Here is a 14068-nt window from a genome sequence, read left to right as displayed (position 1 = left end):
CCTTTGGCTGTCGATAAAACGTTTTATCAGGATGCCCTCTTTATAAACTTTATTATCGCTGGAATATGTGATTTTTATCGCACTAAAGTTTGGTAAAACGTTTTATCTTTTCGTGGCGTTGCATCCTACCGATAACTTTTAGAACCAGGATTCATGTTATGACGGCGAAAACAGCAAACAAAATTACCTTGTGGGAGTTTTTCCAGCAGCTCGGGAAAACCTTCATGTTACCCGTAGCATTACTCTCCTTTTGCGGGATCATGCTGGGGATCGGCAGCTCTCTGAGCAGCCATGATGTCCTGACGCTTCTGCCGTGGCTGGACGTGCCGCTGCTGCAGACCGTTTTCGTCTGGATGGGCAAAGTCGGCTCCTTTGCCTTCAGCTTTCTGCCGGTGATGTTTTGTATCGCCATTCCACTGGGTCTGGCGCGAGAAAACAAAGGCGTCGCCGCGTTTGCCGGTTTTGTCGGCTACGCGGTAATGAACCTGGCGGTAAACTTCTGGCTGACGGCCAAAGGTATTCTGCCGACCACCGATGCCGCCATCCTCAAAGCCAATAACATCCAGAACATTATCGGTATTCAATCGATCGACACCGGGATCCTCGGCGCGGTGATCGCCGGGATCATCGTCTGGATGCTGCACGAACGTTTCCATAACATCCGCCTGCCCGACGCGCTGGCCTTTTTTGGCGGTACCCGCTTTGTGCCCATTATTACGACCGTGGTTCTCGGCCTGGTCGGTCTGGTGATCCCGATAATATGGCCCGTTTTCGCCATGGGGATTAACGCACTCGGTCAGGTCATCAATAGCGCAGGTGATTTCGGACCGATGATCTTCGGTACCGGTGAACGCCTGCTGCTGCCTTTTGGCCTGCACCATATTCTGGTGGCGCTGATCCGCTTTACCGAAGCGGGCGGTACCCTGGACGTTTGCGGGCATAGCGTCAGCGGCGCGCTGACGATTTTCCAGGCCCAGCTAAGCTGCCCGACCAGCCACGGCTTCGCCGAGAGCGCGACCCGCTTCCTGTCACAGGGTAAAATGCCGGCATTCCTCGGCGGCCTGCCGGGCGCAGCGCTGGCGATGTATCACTGCGCGCGTCCGGAAAATCGCCATAAGATTAAAGGCCTGCTGATTTCCGGCGTTATCGCCTGCGTGGTAGGCGGCACCACCGAACCGCTGGAATTCCTGTTCCTGTTCGTCGCGCCGGTTCTCTACGTTATCCATGCGTTACTGACCGGCCTGGGCTTTACCGTAATGGCGATCCTCGGCGTGACAATCGGCAACACCGACGGCAACGTTATCGACTTTGTGGTATTCGGCATTCTGCACGGTCTGTCCACCAGGTGGTACATGGTACCGGTGGTTGCGGCCATCTGGTTTGCGGTTTACTACGGTATCTTCCGTTTCGCGATCTCCCGCTTTAACCTGAAAACGCCGGGACGCGATATTGAAACAACGAGCGCATTTGAGAAGGCTGTCACCGGCGTGACCGGCAAATCAGGGTATAACGTTCCGGCGATTCTGGCCGCGCTCGGCGGCGCGGAAAATATCGTTTCGCTCGATAACTGCATTACCCGCCTGCGTCTGTCGGTTAACGATATGAGCAAAGTCGACAGCGCCGCGCTGAAAGCGAATCGCGCCATCGGCGTGGTTCAGCTCAACCAGCATAACCTGCAGGTAGTGATTGGCCCGCAGGTGCAGTCGGTAAAAGATGAAATGGCTGTCCTGATGAATACCGTCGAGGCATAAGCTCCGCCCCCGCCTTGCGGCAGGGGGCCAGGATGAAGGAAGTTGCGATGTTTGATTTTTCAAAGCAGATCGACCGTCACGGTACCTGGTGCACGCAGTGGGATTACGTCGCCGACCGTTTTGGCGTAGCCGACCTGCTGCCCTTTACGATCTCCGACATGGATTTCGCCACCGCCCCCTGTATTCTTGATGCCGTCAGCAAACGTCTGGGGCACGGTGTTTTTGGCTACAGCCGGTGGAAAAATGATGAATTCCTCGGCGCGGTGAGCCACTGGTTCGCCAGCCGTTTTCATAGCCCAATCAACCGCGAAGCGATTGTTTACGGGCCATCGGTGATCTATATGGTCGCGGAGATGATTCGTCAGTGGTCGGCAGTGGGCGACGGCATCGTGGTACACACTCCGGCCTACGATGCCTTTTATAAAACCATTGAAGGCAACCAGCGGCGCGTCGCGGCCGTGCCGCTCTCTCTCGACAACCATCACTGGCGCTGCGATATGGCGGCCCTGGAGCGGGTACTGGCTCAGCCGCGTAATACCGTTCTGCTGCTGTGCAGCCCGCACAACCCCACCGGCAAGGTCTGGACCCGTGAAGAGCTGGAAACCATGGCGCAGCTGTGTGAGAAGCATGGGGTAAAAGTGATTAGCGACGAGATCCATATGGACATGGTCTGGGACGGGCAGCAGCACATCCCGTGGTGCGACGTGGCCCGCAGCCCCTGGGCGCTCTTCACCTCCGGCTCGAAAAGCTTCAACATTCCGGCATTCACCGGCGCATACGGGTTGATTGACGATCCCGCCGTGCGCGAAAGCTATCTGCACGCGCTGAAGAGCCGCGATGGCCTCTCATCACCTTCCGTGCCGGCGCTGGTCGCCCATATTGCCGCCTATCGCGAGGGAGCGCCCTGGCTGGATGCCCTGCGCGGTTATTTGCAGGAAAATATGCGCTTCATCGCTGGCGAACTGAATCAGGCGTTTCCGGAGCTAGGCTGGCAGCCACCGCAGGCGACTTACCTGGCGTGGATTGACCTGCGCCCGCTGGCCGTTGACGATCGCGCTCTGCAAAAAGCACTTATCGAGGAGCAGAAGGTCGCCATTATGCCCGGCTACACTTACGGCGAAGAGGGTAAGGGCTTTGTCCGTCTCAACGCCGGTTGCCCACGCGAGAAGCTGGAAAAAGGCGTGCAGGGATTAATCGCCGCCCTGCGTTCGCTGCGCTAATTATTTTCCCTTCAATAATCAGGTAGCGGGCTCCCCGCTACCGCTGGCGTTTATTTCACCGGCGCTTTGCGCGGTACAAACATTAAGCGCGAATAAAATCATAGTTCTCTCTGTGCCACGCCGATGAGATTCACCTGACCGCGGAAAAAATAACCTCTGGCTTATTAACCGTCTCAATCCCGCTCCCCTGCCTGCCCCCGACCTAAGAGTCTCCGGGCATAATGAGACCAAATTTTGACGAGACGCAAAAAAATTCGCGCCGCAAAGGTGTATTTAATTGCCGCTTTTCATTCCCGTCAAAGTATTAATCAGGAGGACGAAATTATGAAAACTTACGATCGTAACCGTAATGCTATCTCTACCGGCAGCATGGTTATGGTAGCCGATAGCGGCGCGACGGGCGTCATTAAGGCCATCCACGCTGAAGGTAAAACGGCGGAGCAGATCCGTCGTGCTGATTGCGTGGAAATAGACGGACACGAAGGGTTATTTAGCCCGCTGAACCTGATTCGTCTGGGCTTTAACTGAATTCGCGTACCGTCATTAACAGCAGGCCGCGAATAAGCGGTCGTGAAAGGCCACCAGCGCGTGGCCTTTTATATTCTCTTTATCGGTCAATTTGATCCTGTCGAGCGTTTTCAGGAACTAAACAGCGTAGTATCGCCCCTCTTCAACCCGTTACGGGTAATATACCTTCTGAGTTCAGAGGCATCTTCATGACATGGCAACAATTCAAACAGACGTGGCTGATTAAATTCTGGTCACCCGTTCCCGCCGTTATCGCCGCGGGGATTCTCTCAACCTACTACTTCGGCATTACCGGCACTTTTTGGGCCGTCACCGGCGAATTTACCCGCTGGGGCGGACAATTGCTGCAACTTATCGGCGTGCACAGCGAAGAGTGGGGGTACTACAAACTCATTCATCTTGAGGGCACCCCGCTCACTCGCATCGACGGCATGATGATCATCGGCATGTTCGGCGGCTGTTTCGCCGCTGCGCTGTGGGCGAATAACGTGAAGCTGCGTTTTCCTCGCAGCCGGGTGCGTATTCTGCAGGCCGTCGCCGGAGGCATCATTGCCGGCTTCGGCGCCCGTCTGGCGATGGGCTGTAACCTGGCCGCCTTCTTCACCGGTATCCCGCAGTTTTCTCTGCACGCCTGGTTCTTTGCCATCGCGACGGCTATCGGCACCTGGTTCGGCGCGCGTTTTACCTTGCTGCCCATCTTCCGTATTCCGGTTAAGATGCAAAAAGTGTCGCAGGCGTCGCCGCTGACGCAAAAACCTGACCAGGCGCGACGCCGGTTCCGTCTCGGGATGGTGGTCTTTTTTGCCATGATCGCCTGGGGTCTGCTCACCGCAGCTAACCAGCCGAAGCTCGGCCTGGCGCTGCTGTTTGGCGTCGGGTTTGGCCTGCTTATCGAACGCGCGCAGATCTGCTTTACCTCTGCCTTTCGCGATATGTGGATCACCGGACGCACCAATATGGCGAAGGCGATCATTTTCGGTATGGCGGCCAGCGCCATCGGGATCTTCAGCTACGTGCAGCTTGGCATGGAACCAAAAATTATGTGGGCCGGCCCCAACGCGGTCATCGGCGGTCTGCTGTTCGGCTTTGGAATCGTCCTGGCGGGCGGCTGCGAAACCGGCTGGATGTACCGCGCGGTGGAAGGCCAGGTGCACTTCTGGTGGGTTGGGCTGGGCAACGTGATAGGTTCAACGATCCTGGCATACTACTGGGACGGACTCTCCCCGGCGCTGGCCACAAGCTGGGATAAAATCAACCTGCTGGCGACATTCGGGCCTTTCGGCGGCCTGCTGGTGACCTATCTCCTGCTGCTGATCGCGCTGGGTTTGGTTATTGGCTGGGAAAAACGCTTTTTCCACCGCAAATCTCTCGCCACCTCAACGGTTAAGGAAAGCGCATGAAAACTCTGGTCCCGGACTATCGCCTGGATATGGTTGGCGAACCCTGCCCCTATCCTGCCATCGCCACGCTTGAAGCGATGCCCTCGCTGAAGAAAGGCGAAATTCTTGAAGTGGTCAGCGACTGCCCGCAGTCGATTAACAATATCCCGCTGGATGCCAAAAATCACGGCTATACCGTGCTCGATATTCAGCAAGATGGGCCAACCATCCGCTATTTGATTCAAAAATAGCCATCAAAAAGCCGGTAGCACGCTACCGGCCGTTATATGCGCTTGCCCGTCGGCGGCTGACGCCATACCGGGTATGAAACGATTACCAGCCCTTAACCGCATCGCCTTTATAAAGCTGTTCTGCCGCCGCGGCCACTTCATCGCTCTGGTAGGCCTTCACCAGATTTTTTACCTTTTCGCTATCTTTGTTTTCGATGCGGCTGGCAAAGATATTGACGTAGGGCGAATCTTTGCTTTCCACAAACAGGCCGTTGCGCGACGGTGACAGGCCCACCTGGCTTGAGAAAGTGGTATTAATTATCGCCATAGTTATCTGCTGGTCGTCCAGCGCGCGGGTGAGCTGCGGCGCCTCAATCTCGACGATTTTTAAGTTTTTCGGGTTATTAATGATATCAAGCGAAGTGGGCAGCAGACCGGTGCCCTCCTTCAATGTAATCAGCCCCTGCTTTTGCAGTAGCAGCAGCGAGCGTCCGAGGTTAGTTGGATCGTTGGGAACGGCCACCTGCGCGCCATCGGGCAGTTGGTCGACCGAACTGATTTTCTTCGAATAGGCGGCAATCGGATAAACGAACGTCGTGCCAACCTGAACCAGCTTATAGCCGCGCTCCTGAATTTGTTTATCCAGATAAGGCTTATGCTGGAAAGCATTAGCATCAAGATCGCCGTTGTTCAGCGCTTCGTTGGGCAGGACGAAATCATTAAACGTCACCACTTCGACGTCGAGATTGTACTTCTCTTTTGCCACTTTTTGCGCCACCGCCCAGACCTCCTGGTCAACGCCTGCGCTAATGCCCACTTTGATGTGGTTAGGGTCCTGCTCACCAGGTTTGCAGGCTGCCAGCAGCAGCGAGCCTGCGACAACCAGCGGTACTGCAATTTTTTTTAACATAAAGATCATATTCCCAGGGTCCTTTTTAAAATAGCCTGCCATTCATTGCAGGAAAACCAGCGCCAGAGACTATAGAAAATCACACGGGCGAAATTAAATACTGATTCACTATGATTAATAGCGTTTTGCTATGAGCGAATGCGACATGCGGCTCAGAGAGAGGGGAATCTTTCCTCACCACTCCCTTTTTCATTGATTTATTCGGTATTTTTCTCCTCTTTTAACCATTTATCGTTCTGATGTACAATGACGCGCACTTTAACTAAAAAAAGAGTGCGACCATGATTGATTTAACTTTGCCATTAACCGACATCCATCGCCATCTTGACGGTAATATCCGGGCCCAAACTATTCTCGATCTTGGCCGCCAGTATAACCTCGCACTTCCGGCAAATACGCTCGAAACATTACGTCCTCATGTACAGGTCACCAGCAATGAGCCCGACCTGGTCAGCTTCCTCTCTAAGCTGGATTGGGGTGTAAAAATGCTCGCTTCTCTGGATGCCTGCCGCCGCGTTGCCTATGAAAACCTTGAAGATGCCGCGCGCAACGGACTGCATTACGTCGAACTGCGTTTCTCTCCGCGCTATATGGCGATGACCCACCAGCTGCCGGTAGCGGGCGTCGTCGAAGCGGTGATCGCTGGGGTAAAAGAAGGCAGCCGCGACTTTAACGTTGAAGCCCGTCTGATCGGTATTCTGAGCCGCACCTTCGGCGAAGCGGCGTGCGAGGAAGAGCTCGAAGCCCTGCTCGCCCACCGCGACGGCATTACCGCCCTCGACCTCGCCGGCGATGAACTTGGCTTCCCGGGGAATCTGTTTATGGAGCACTTCCGCCGCGCGCGCGATGCGGGCTGGCGGATCACGGTCCATGCAGGCGAAGCCGCCGGTCCGGAAAGCATCTGGCAGGCCATTCGCGAGCTGGGAGCCGAACGCATCGGCCACGGCGTGAAGGCGGTGCAGGACCCGGCGCTGATGGACTATCTCGCCGCGCAGCGCATCGGCATTGAGTCCTGTCTAACCTCCAATATCCAGACCAGCACCGTGCCGTCGCTGGCCCGGCATCCGCTGAAAACTTTCCTCGCGCACGGCGTGTTGGCCTGCATTAATACCGACGACCCCGCCGTCCAGGGCGTCGATATTATCCACGAATATACGGTTGCCGCCCCGGCTGCCGGCCTGAGCCGCGAGCAGATTCGCCAGGCGCAGATCAACGGCCTGGAACTCGCCTTTTTAAGCGCCGGGGAAAAAGCAGCGCTGATGCAGCGCGTTCAGCAGGCTTGATCGACTCCCCCGTGATAAACGGGGGTCATTCAACGCCGGGCGGTTGTTGTCGCGGGGATGACCTAATTCAGACACAGCGTCGTTCGATGTCTGGCCGACTCGAGGCCAAGCTCAATCAGCTCCATAATCTGAATCGCCTGGCTTGCCGGAACCGGATTAGTGCCGCTTCCGTTAAGTGCATCGCGAATAGCGGCATAATAGGCCGGATAGTTACCCGGCAGCGTTAGCCACGACTCCTCGGTTATGTCCTCGCCCTCCGCTCGCGTCAGCACCCCGTCGCGCATATCGTATCCCCAGTCTTCCTGCGGCAGGCGTTCGCCGCTTTTCAGCCGCTCCTCCTGCGGGTCGAGACCGTATTTCACATAGCTTCCTCGCGAACCGTGGATAATAAAGCGCGCCGTTTCCGCCGCAGCGACCAGAGTTCCGTGCAGCACGACACGACGCTGCGGCCAGGCTAAAACCGCATGAAAATAGTCGGTGGACTGGGAGCCCGGACGTAACTGCGCCAGATCAACCTGCATGCTAACCGGCAGGCCGAAGAGATTTACCACCTGGTCCAGCAGATGCGGGGCAAGATCGTACCAGATGCCGCTCCCCGGTCCGCCTTGTTCACGCCAGCGATTACGCACCTGCGGTCGATAGCGATCGAAATGAGACTCAAAGTATCCTACTTCCCCCAGTAGCCCTTCGTTGATCAGCGCTTTTACCGTCAGAAAATCGCTGTCCCAGCGGCGGTTATGGAATACCGACAGCAGCCGCCCGCCGCTTTTTGCCAGCGCTTCAAGCTCACGCGCCTGTGACAGTGTCACGGTAAAGGGTTTATCGACGACTACGTGCTTGCCCGCCTCCAGCGCGGCCTTGGCCAGCGGAAAATGGGTGTCGTTTGGGGTCGGGATCACCACCAAATCGATATTGGGGTCGTTCAAAATCCGCTCTGGCCCGCTAACCACCGGCAATGCAGGCCAATCGGCATGCACTTTATTTTCATCACTGCTGGCCACAGCGGCCAGCGTCATCCCTGGCGTACCGCTGATTAGCGGCGCATGAAAGGTCTTGCTAGCGTAGCCATAACCGATTAATCCTACCCGGATAGCATCACTCATTTTTTACCCCCTTAACGAGAATAACGGTGTCCCAGTTACGCTGCGGATAAGACCTCTGTTAACGCATGTTGCCCGCGTTATCGCGCAGCATTACGTCATTTGCGCAACTAAGTTCATGTAACACTTGCGTTACTTCAATCCTCAAGTACCATTTCCTTCTGGTTTCACAATTTGCTACAGAGTTATGGAAAACGTTTTTAACCGTATTGTAGAACTTATTGGCTGGATTGTTTTGGGCGTCTCAGCCCTGCTTTTAGTTATCGCTCATCATATTGATAACTACCAGTCCCCACCTACCGTTGATACTGTTCAGGCGAAGCCGCTGGCGAAATAAACAGTGACCCGCTTCGCAACTATGCAACCGGTTTCTGAAACCGGTTGCATGGCGGTACAGGGTTTTATTACACTCTCCTTATCAATCGATAAGGAGTTTCTTCATGTCCGGATTTCCGCAGCATTTTTTATGGGGAGCCGCTACCGCAGCCTGGCAGGTTGAGGGCGGACACGATGCCGACGGCAAAGGCCCTTCTATCTGGGATATCTACTCCCATCTCCCAGGCACCACTTTTCAGGGCACCACCGGCGATATCGCCGTAGACCATTACCATCGCTTTCGCGAAGATGTTGCGCTGATGGCGGAAATGGGTCTGCAAAGCTATCGCTTCTCAATTTCATGGCCGCGTCTGCTGCCCGAAGGCCGCGGCGAGGTTAACGAGGCTGGGGTTCAGTTCTACAGCGATCTGATTGATGAGCTGCTGGCGCATAATATTGAACCGATGATCACCCTGTATCACTGGGATCTTCCGCAGGCGTTGCAGGAGGAAGGCGGCTGGGAAGCGCGCAGTACGGCGGAAGCGTTCGCTGAGTACGCCCGCCTCTGCTATCAGCGCTTCGGCTCGCGGGTCAAATTGTGGGCGACCTTCAACGAAACTATCGTCTTTATCGGGCATGGCTATATTAACGGCATCCACCCGCCAGCGGTGCGCGACCCTGCGCGCGCGATTCAGGCCTGCCACCACGTCTTTATCGCCCATGCGCTGGCCGTGAAAGCGTTTCGTGAAATGGCAGTCGAGGGGCAGATAGGTTTTGTCAACGTACTGCAGCCGCATACCCCTTTAACCGACAGCGAGGAGGATATGCAAGCGACGGCGATGGCGGATGCTATTCACACCCACTGGCTTTACGATCCGGTGCTAAAAGGTCAATACCCTGAAGAGCTCCTGCAACAAACCCAGGCGCTGTGGGGCGTTCCGGCTTTTGCAGCGGGCGACGATGCGCTGCTGCGTGAAAACCGCTGTGATTTTATCGGCCTGAACTACTACCGCCGCGAAACCGTCTCAGCGCAGCCCCCGGAGGTTCCGACCGGCGGCGAACCCGGCGTCGACGGGCTGTTCTATTTTGTACGCAACCCGCAAAGTACCTATACCGAATGGGGCTGGGAAATTTGGCCTCAGGGGTTAACCGACGGGATCATGATGATTAAAGCGCGCTACGGTGACATACCGATTTACATCACCGAAAACGGACTCGGGGCCATTGACCCGATCATCGATGGCGAAATCGTCGACGACCCGCGTATTGACTATCTGAATAGCCACATAACTGCGCTGGAAAAAGCGCTGGAACTGGGCGCTGACGTGCGCGGCTATTATCCCTGGTCCTTTATTGATCTATTAAGCTGGCTCAACGGTTATAAAAAACAGTACGGCTTTGTTTATGTCGATCATCAGAACAATCTGGCGCGTAAACGTAAAAAGAGCTTTTTCTGGTACCAAAACGTTATTGCCAGCCGAGGCGAACAGCGTTAATCTTCTCTCCCAGGCGCCATCCGGCGCCTGATTCAGTTCTGGAATACTCTTAAATTCCTCTTTACCAGGCCAGAAACATCATCTGTTCTTGTTCCGGGTATTTACAACCGAAATAATTCCATACAGTTTACTGAAAAAAAGGAACGGCCGGTTGAGAACAGGTTTACACAGAATGGGTATATTCAACTTAAATTATTCTGATTATAAAATGGATACGCAAATGACCGTTCAGGACTACTTATTAAAATTTCGTAAAATCAGCACGCTGGAAAGTCTGGAAAAACTTTTTGATCACCTTAACTATTCCCTGACCGATAACGAAGAGATCGTCAACATGTATCGCGCCGCAGACCATCGTCGGGCGGAGCTGGTTTCTGGCGGCAAATTGTTCAACATTGGCGAGGTGCCCAAGTCCGTCTGGCGCTACGTGCAATAAAGACTGTCATCATTCACGCCAGTTGCTTATACTTCCGGCCCTGCTTTTATTGATAACTGGCGTTAAATTCGGGAGTAATAATGTCCTCTGACTCTGTGGAACGTATTGGCGGATGGCTTCTGGCGCCGCTGGCATGGCTCCTGGTGGCCCTGCTTAGCGCCTCATTGTCGCTGCTGTTTTTTGCTGATGCTCTGATGTCTTCCCAGACTTATACCCTGCTGCGCAATATGAGTACTGAACATCTCGCCTTGTGGATTGCTTCGCTGGCCTTCGCGATCGCCATGTGGTACTACACGCTGTGGTTGACCATTGCCTTTTTCAAGCGGCGGAAAGGGGTGCCAAAGCATTACATTATCTGGCTGCTGATTACGCTTCTGCTGGCGGTAAAAGCATTTGCCTTTTCCCCAATATCAGACGCTCTGGCGCTGCGCCAGCTGCTGTTTCCCCTTCTCGCTGCGGCGCTGCTGGCTCCCTATTTCAAGCGTTCTGAACGGGTTAAGCGGACCTTTGTGAATCCGTAATAACCACACAGTTAACCTGTTGTCGCCGGTATCGATTTATTCGATAATAGACGGCTTTTTCTATTTCAGGTCGAATAATGGCTGATTATTTACTGCTCTTTGTTGGCACCGTTCTTGTTAACAACTTCGTGCTGGTGAAGTTTCTGGGACTGTGCCCGTTTATGGGGGTTTCCAAAAAGCTGGAAGCCGCTATGGGAATGGGGCTCGCCACCACCTTTGTGATGACGCTGGCCTCAATTTGCGCCTGGCTGATTGATACCTGGATCCTTATTCCGCTGGACCTGGTCTATTTACGGACCCTGGCCTTTATCCTGGTTATCGCCGTAGTGGTGCAATTTACCGAAATGGTGGTGCGTAAAACCAGTCCGGCGTTGTATCGCCTGTTGGGCATCTTCCTGCCGCTGATCACCACCAACTGCGCGGTGCTCGGCGTTGCGCTGCTCAACATTAACCTCGGGCATAATTTCCTGCAGTCTGCGCTGTACGGCTTTGCTGCCGCCGTCGGCTTTTCGCTGGTGATGGTGCTTTTCGCCTCCATCCGCGAGCGTCTGGTGGTTGCCGATGTGCCGGCGCCGTTTCGCGGTAATGCCATTGCGCTGGTCACTGCCGGTTTAATGTCCCTCGCCTTTATGGGCTTTAGTGGTTTGGTGAAGTTGTAATGAATGCTGTCTGGATAGCCGTGGTTGCCATTAGCCTGCTGGGGCTGGTTTTCGGCTTAATTCTGGGGTACGCTTCGCGCCGTTTTGAGGTGGAAGATGACCCGGTGGTGGAGAAAATTGACGCCCTGCTACCGCAGAGCCAGTGCGGTCAGTGCGGTTACCCCGGCTGTCGTCCCTACGCGGAAGCCGTAGGCACTCAGGGTGAGAAAATTAACTGCTGCGCGCCCGGCGGCGAAGCGGTGATGCTCAAAATCGCTGAACTGTTGAACGTCGACCCGCAGCCTACGGACGGCGATGCGCAAGAAGCCGTACCTGCGCGAATGCTGGCGGTGATCGACGAAGCGAACTGCATCGGCTGCACAAAATGCATTCAGGCCTGTCCTGTGGATGCCATCGTCGGCGCCACCCGTGCGATGCATACGGTGATGAGCGATCTCTGCACCGGCTGTAATCTTTGCGTCGCGCCTTGTCCGACGCAATGTATTGAACTGCGCCCGGTGGCGGCGACGACAGAAACCTGGAAATGGGATCTTCAAACCATCCCGGTACGCATTATTCCCGTGGAACAACATGTTTAAGTTATTTTCCGCATTTCGCAAAGACAAAGTCTGGGACTTCAACGGCGGCATTCATCCGCCGGAAATGAAAACCCAGTCTAACGGTACCCCGCTGCGTCAGGTTTCCCTGCCGCAGCGTTTTGTCATCCCGCTGAAACAACACATCGGCGCGGAAGGTGAGCTCTGCGTCCAGCCGGGCGATCGCGTCCTGCGCGGCCAGCCGCTTACCCGCGGCTGGGGCAGAATGCTGCCGGTGCACGCGCCAACGTCCGGCATCGTGGCGGCGATTGCCCCCCACTCGACCGCCCACCCTTCCGCGCTGGCGGAAATGAGCGTCATTATTGATGCCGATGGCGAAGACCGCTGGATTGAGCGCGATGGCTGGAACGATTACCAGAATAAATCCCGCGAAGAGCTGATTGAGCGCATTCACCAGTTTGGCGTAGCCGGGCTTGGCGGCGCCGGTTTCCCCACCGGCACTAAGCTGCGCGGGGGCGGCGACAGAATCGAAACATTAATCATCAATGCGGCGGAATGTGAGCCCTATATCACCGCTGACGATCGCCTGATGCAGGATTGCGCGGCGCAAATCGTTGAGGGAATTCGCATCCTTGCCCATATTCTGCAACCTGCACAGGTGCTGATCGGCATCGAGGATAATAAACCGCAGGCGATTTCGATGCTCCGCGCGGTACTCGCCGACACGCACGGTATTTCGCTGCGCGTAATCCCGACGAAATACCCCTCAGGCGGTGCAAAACAGCTGACGCAAATCCTCACCGGTAAACAGGTGCCCCACGGTGGGCGCTCCTCTGATATCGGCGTATTGATGCAAAACGTCGGCACCGCCTATGCGGTGAAACGTGCGGTGATAGACGGCGAGCCGCTGACGGAGCGCGTAGTCACCTTAACCGGCGAAGCGGTCACGCGTCCGGGCAACGTCTGGGCGCGCCTGGGTACGCCGGTCAGCCATCTGCTAAAAGATGCCGGTTTCTGCCCAGGCGCCGATCCGATGGTGATTATGGGCGGCCCGCTGATGGGCTTCACCCTGCCCTGGCTCGACGTGCCGGTGGTCAAAATCACCAACTGTCTGCTGGCGCCTTCGGCGAGCGAAATGGGCGAACCGGAAGAGGAAAAAGGCTGTATCCGCTGTAGCGCCTGCGCGGACGCCTGCCCGGCCGATCTTCTGCCGCAGCAGTTATACTGGTTCAGCAAAGGGCAGCAGCACGACAAAGCCACCAGCCATAACCTCGCCGATTGTATCGAGTGCGGCGCCTGCGCCTGGGTTTGTCCAAGCAATATCCCGCTGGTGCAGTACTTCCGCCAGGAGAAAGCCGAGATATACGCCATTGCGCAAGAAGAGAAACGCGCAGCGGAAGCGAAAGTCCGCTTTGAGGCGCGTCAGGCTCGCCTGGAACGGGATAAAGCCGCAAGGCTGGAACGTCATAAGCAGGCAGCCGTACAGCCAGCAGCGAAAGATCAGGATGCGATTAACGCCGCCCTTGCCCGCGTACGTGAAAAGCAGCGCAACGCGGCGCAGCCGATTATCGTGCTCTCCGGCGAGAAACCGGATAATAGCGAAGCCATCGCCGCTCGCGAAGCCCGTAAGGCCGAGGCGCGGGCGCGCAGGGCTGAGCAGCTGGTAGTCCCGGCTGAACCTGCCCCGGACGCAGAGCAACCTGC

15 protein-coding genes are annotated in these 14068 nt (G+C 55.7%); 13 read left to right on the top strand and 2 right to left on the bottom strand.

Going from position 1 to position 14068, the window contains the following annotated elements:
* Nucleotides 1-158: 158 nt before the first annotated feature.
* The 5 genes from malX (at nucleotide 159) to yedF (ending at nucleotide 5129) form a co-directional block, all read left to right on the top strand.
* Nucleotides 159-1751, top strand: coding sequence for a maltose/glucose-specific PTS transporter subunit IIBC (gene malX / locus KO1_RS24975; RefSeq protein WP_023321107.1), 1593 nt, complete (start codon nucleotides 159-161; stop codon nucleotides 1749-1751).
* A gap of 47 nt (nucleotides 1752-1798) precedes the next feature.
* Nucleotides 1799-2971, top strand: a complete 1173-nt coding sequence (locus KO1_RS24970) for a MalY/PatB family protein (protein WP_004102615.1) — start codon at nucleotides 1799-1801, stop codon at nucleotides 2969-2971.
* A gap of 324 nt (nucleotides 2972-3295) precedes the next feature.
* Nucleotides 3296-3499 (top strand): putative selenium delivery protein YdfZ, encoded by a 204-nt coding sequence (ydfZ, locus tag KO1_RS24965; protein WP_004102617.1) that lies wholly within the window; start codon nucleotides 3296-3298, stop codon nucleotides 3497-3499.
* Nucleotides 3500-3687: 188 nt separating this feature from the next.
* Nucleotides 3688-4899: a selenium metabolism membrane protein YedE/FdhT gene (gene yedE / locus KO1_RS24960; RefSeq protein ID WP_023321108.1), complete on the top strand. Its 1212-nt coding sequence runs from the start codon at nucleotides 3688-3690 to the stop codon at nucleotides 4897-4899.
* Nucleotides 4896-5129, top strand: a complete 234-nt coding sequence (gene yedF, locus KO1_RS24955; protein ID WP_004102619.1) for a sulfurtransferase-like selenium metabolism protein YedF — start codon at nucleotides 4896-4898, stop codon at nucleotides 5127-5129. Before yedE ends, yedF begins: the two co-directional genes overlap by 4 nt.
* 82 nt (nucleotides 5130-5211) lie before the next feature.
* Here the strand turns inward: yedF and metQ are convergent, their stop codons facing one another.
* The gene (gene metQ / locus KO1_RS24950; protein WP_023321109.1) at nucleotides 5212-6027 is read right to left on the bottom strand and encodes a methionine ABC transporter substrate-binding lipoprotein MetQ; all 816 of its coding nucleotides are present in this window, start codon (nucleotides 6025-6027) and stop codon (nucleotides 5212-5214) included.
* A gap of 272 nt (nucleotides 6028-6299) precedes the next feature.
* Here metQ and add point away from each other — a divergent pair, with 272 nt between their 5' ends.
* Nucleotides 6300-7301: an adenosine deaminase gene (add, locus tag KO1_RS24945; protein WP_004102621.1), complete on the top strand. Its 1002-nt coding sequence runs from the start codon at nucleotides 6300-6302 to the stop codon at nucleotides 7299-7301.
* Between the two features lie 62 nt (nucleotides 7302-7363).
* Here the strand turns inward: add and KO1_RS24940 are convergent, their stop codons facing one another.
* Nucleotides 7364-8404 carry an oxidoreductase gene (locus KO1_RS24940; RefSeq protein ID WP_023321110.1) on the bottom strand — a complete coding sequence of 347 codons (1041 nt, stop codon included), beginning with the start codon at nucleotides 8402-8404 and terminating at the stop codon, nucleotides 7364-7366.
* Nucleotides 8405-8588: 184 nt separating this feature from the next.
* On the opposite strand from KO1_RS24940, the gene blr reads away from it, so the two are divergent.
* The 7 genes from blr to rsxC all read left to right on the top strand — a co-directional run.
* The gene (blr, locus tag KO1_RS24935; protein ID WP_017145752.1) at nucleotides 8589-8738 is read left to right on the top strand and encodes a division septum protein Blr; all 150 of its coding nucleotides are present in this window, start codon (nucleotides 8589-8591) and stop codon (nucleotides 8736-8738) included.
* A gap of 103 nt (nucleotides 8739-8841) precedes the next feature.
* Nucleotides 8842-10212: a GH1 family beta-glucosidase gene (locus KO1_RS24930; protein WP_023321111.1), complete on the top strand. Its 1371-nt coding sequence runs from the start codon at nucleotides 8842-8844 to the stop codon at nucleotides 10210-10212.
* 220 nt (nucleotides 10213-10432) lie between these two features.
* Nucleotides 10433-10648, top strand: a complete 216-nt coding sequence (ydgT, locus tag KO1_RS24925; protein WP_004102628.1) for a transcription modulator YdgT — start codon at nucleotides 10433-10435, stop codon at nucleotides 10646-10648.
* An 80-nt stretch (nucleotides 10649-10728) separates the two neighbouring features.
* Nucleotides 10729-11169, top strand: coding sequence for a DUF2569 domain-containing protein (locus KO1_RS24920; RefSeq protein ID WP_004102630.1), 441 nt, complete (start codon nucleotides 10729-10731; stop codon nucleotides 11167-11169).
* Between the two features lie 77 nt (nucleotides 11170-11246).
* Nucleotides 11247-11828, top strand: coding sequence for an electron transport complex subunit RsxA (gene rsxA, locus KO1_RS24915; RefSeq protein WP_004102633.1), 582 nt, complete (start codon nucleotides 11247-11249; stop codon nucleotides 11826-11828).
* Entirely contained in the window at nucleotides 11828-12406 is a 579-nt protein-coding gene (rsxB, locus tag KO1_RS24910) for an electron transport complex subunit RsxB (RefSeq protein WP_023321112.1), read from the top strand. Before rsxA ends, rsxB begins: the two co-directional genes overlap by 1 nt.
* Nucleotides 12399-14068 (top strand): electron transport complex subunit RsxC (gene rsxC / locus KO1_RS24905; protein ID WP_064407158.1); only part of this gene is annotated, 1670 nt, incomplete at its 3' end. The genes rsxB and rsxC, both read left to right, overlap by 8 nt.

The sequence above is a fragment of the Klebsiella oxytoca NBRC 105695 genome, from assembly GCF_001598695.1.
GTDB lineage: Bacteria > Pseudomonadota > Gammaproteobacteria > Enterobacterales > Enterobacteriaceae > Klebsiella > Klebsiella oxytoca.
Note: the sequence above shows the minus strand (reverse complement) of the source record. Positions and strands in the feature narration are given on the sequence as shown.

Coding starts and splice junctions, on each gene's coding strand:
- malX (WP_023321107.1), top strand. CDS start 159: ATGACGGCGAAAACAGCAAACAAAATTACCTTGTGGGAGTTTTTCCAG.
- yedE (WP_023321108.1), top strand. CDS start 3,688: ATGACATGGCAACAATTCAAACAGACGTGGCTGATTAAATTCTGGTCA.
- ydgT (WP_004102628.1), top strand. CDS start 10,433: ATGACCGTTCAGGACTACTTATTAAAATTTCGTAAAATCAGCACGCTG.
- KO1_RS24930 (WP_023321111.1), top strand. CDS start 8,842: ATGTCCGGATTTCCGCAGCATTTTTTATGGGGAGCCGCTACCGCAGCC.
- add (WP_004102621.1), top strand. CDS start 6,300: ATGATTGATTTAACTTTGCCATTAACCGACATCCATCGCCATCTTGAC.
- rsxA (WP_004102633.1), top strand. CDS start 11,247: ATGGCTGATTATTTACTGCTCTTTGTTGGCACCGTTCTTGTTAACAAC.
- ydfZ (WP_004102617.1), top strand. CDS start 3,296: ATGAAAACTTACGATCGTAACCGTAATGCTATCTCTACCGGCAGCATG.
- metQ (WP_023321109.1), bottom strand. CDS start 6,027: ATGATCTTTATGTTAAAAAAAATTGCAGTACCGCTGGTTGTCGCAGGC.
- rsxB (WP_023321112.1), top strand. CDS start 11,828: ATGAATGCTGTCTGGATAGCCGTGGTTGCCATTAGCCTGCTGGGGCTG.
- blr (WP_017145752.1), top strand. CDS start 8,589: ATGGAAAACGTTTTTAACCGTATTGTAGAACTTATTGGCTGGATTGTT.
- KO1_RS24970 (WP_004102615.1), top strand. CDS start 1,799: ATGTTTGATTTTTCAAAGCAGATCGACCGTCACGGTACCTGGTGCACG.
- yedF (WP_004102619.1), top strand. CDS start 4,896: ATGAAAACTCTGGTCCCGGACTATCGCCTGGATATGGTTGGCGAACCC.
- KO1_RS24940 (WP_023321110.1), bottom strand. CDS start 8,404: ATGAGTGATGCTATCCGGGTAGGATTAATCGGTTATGGCTACGCTAGC.
- KO1_RS24920 (WP_004102630.1), top strand. CDS start 10,729: ATGTCCTCTGACTCTGTGGAACGTATTGGCGGATGGCTTCTGGCGCCG.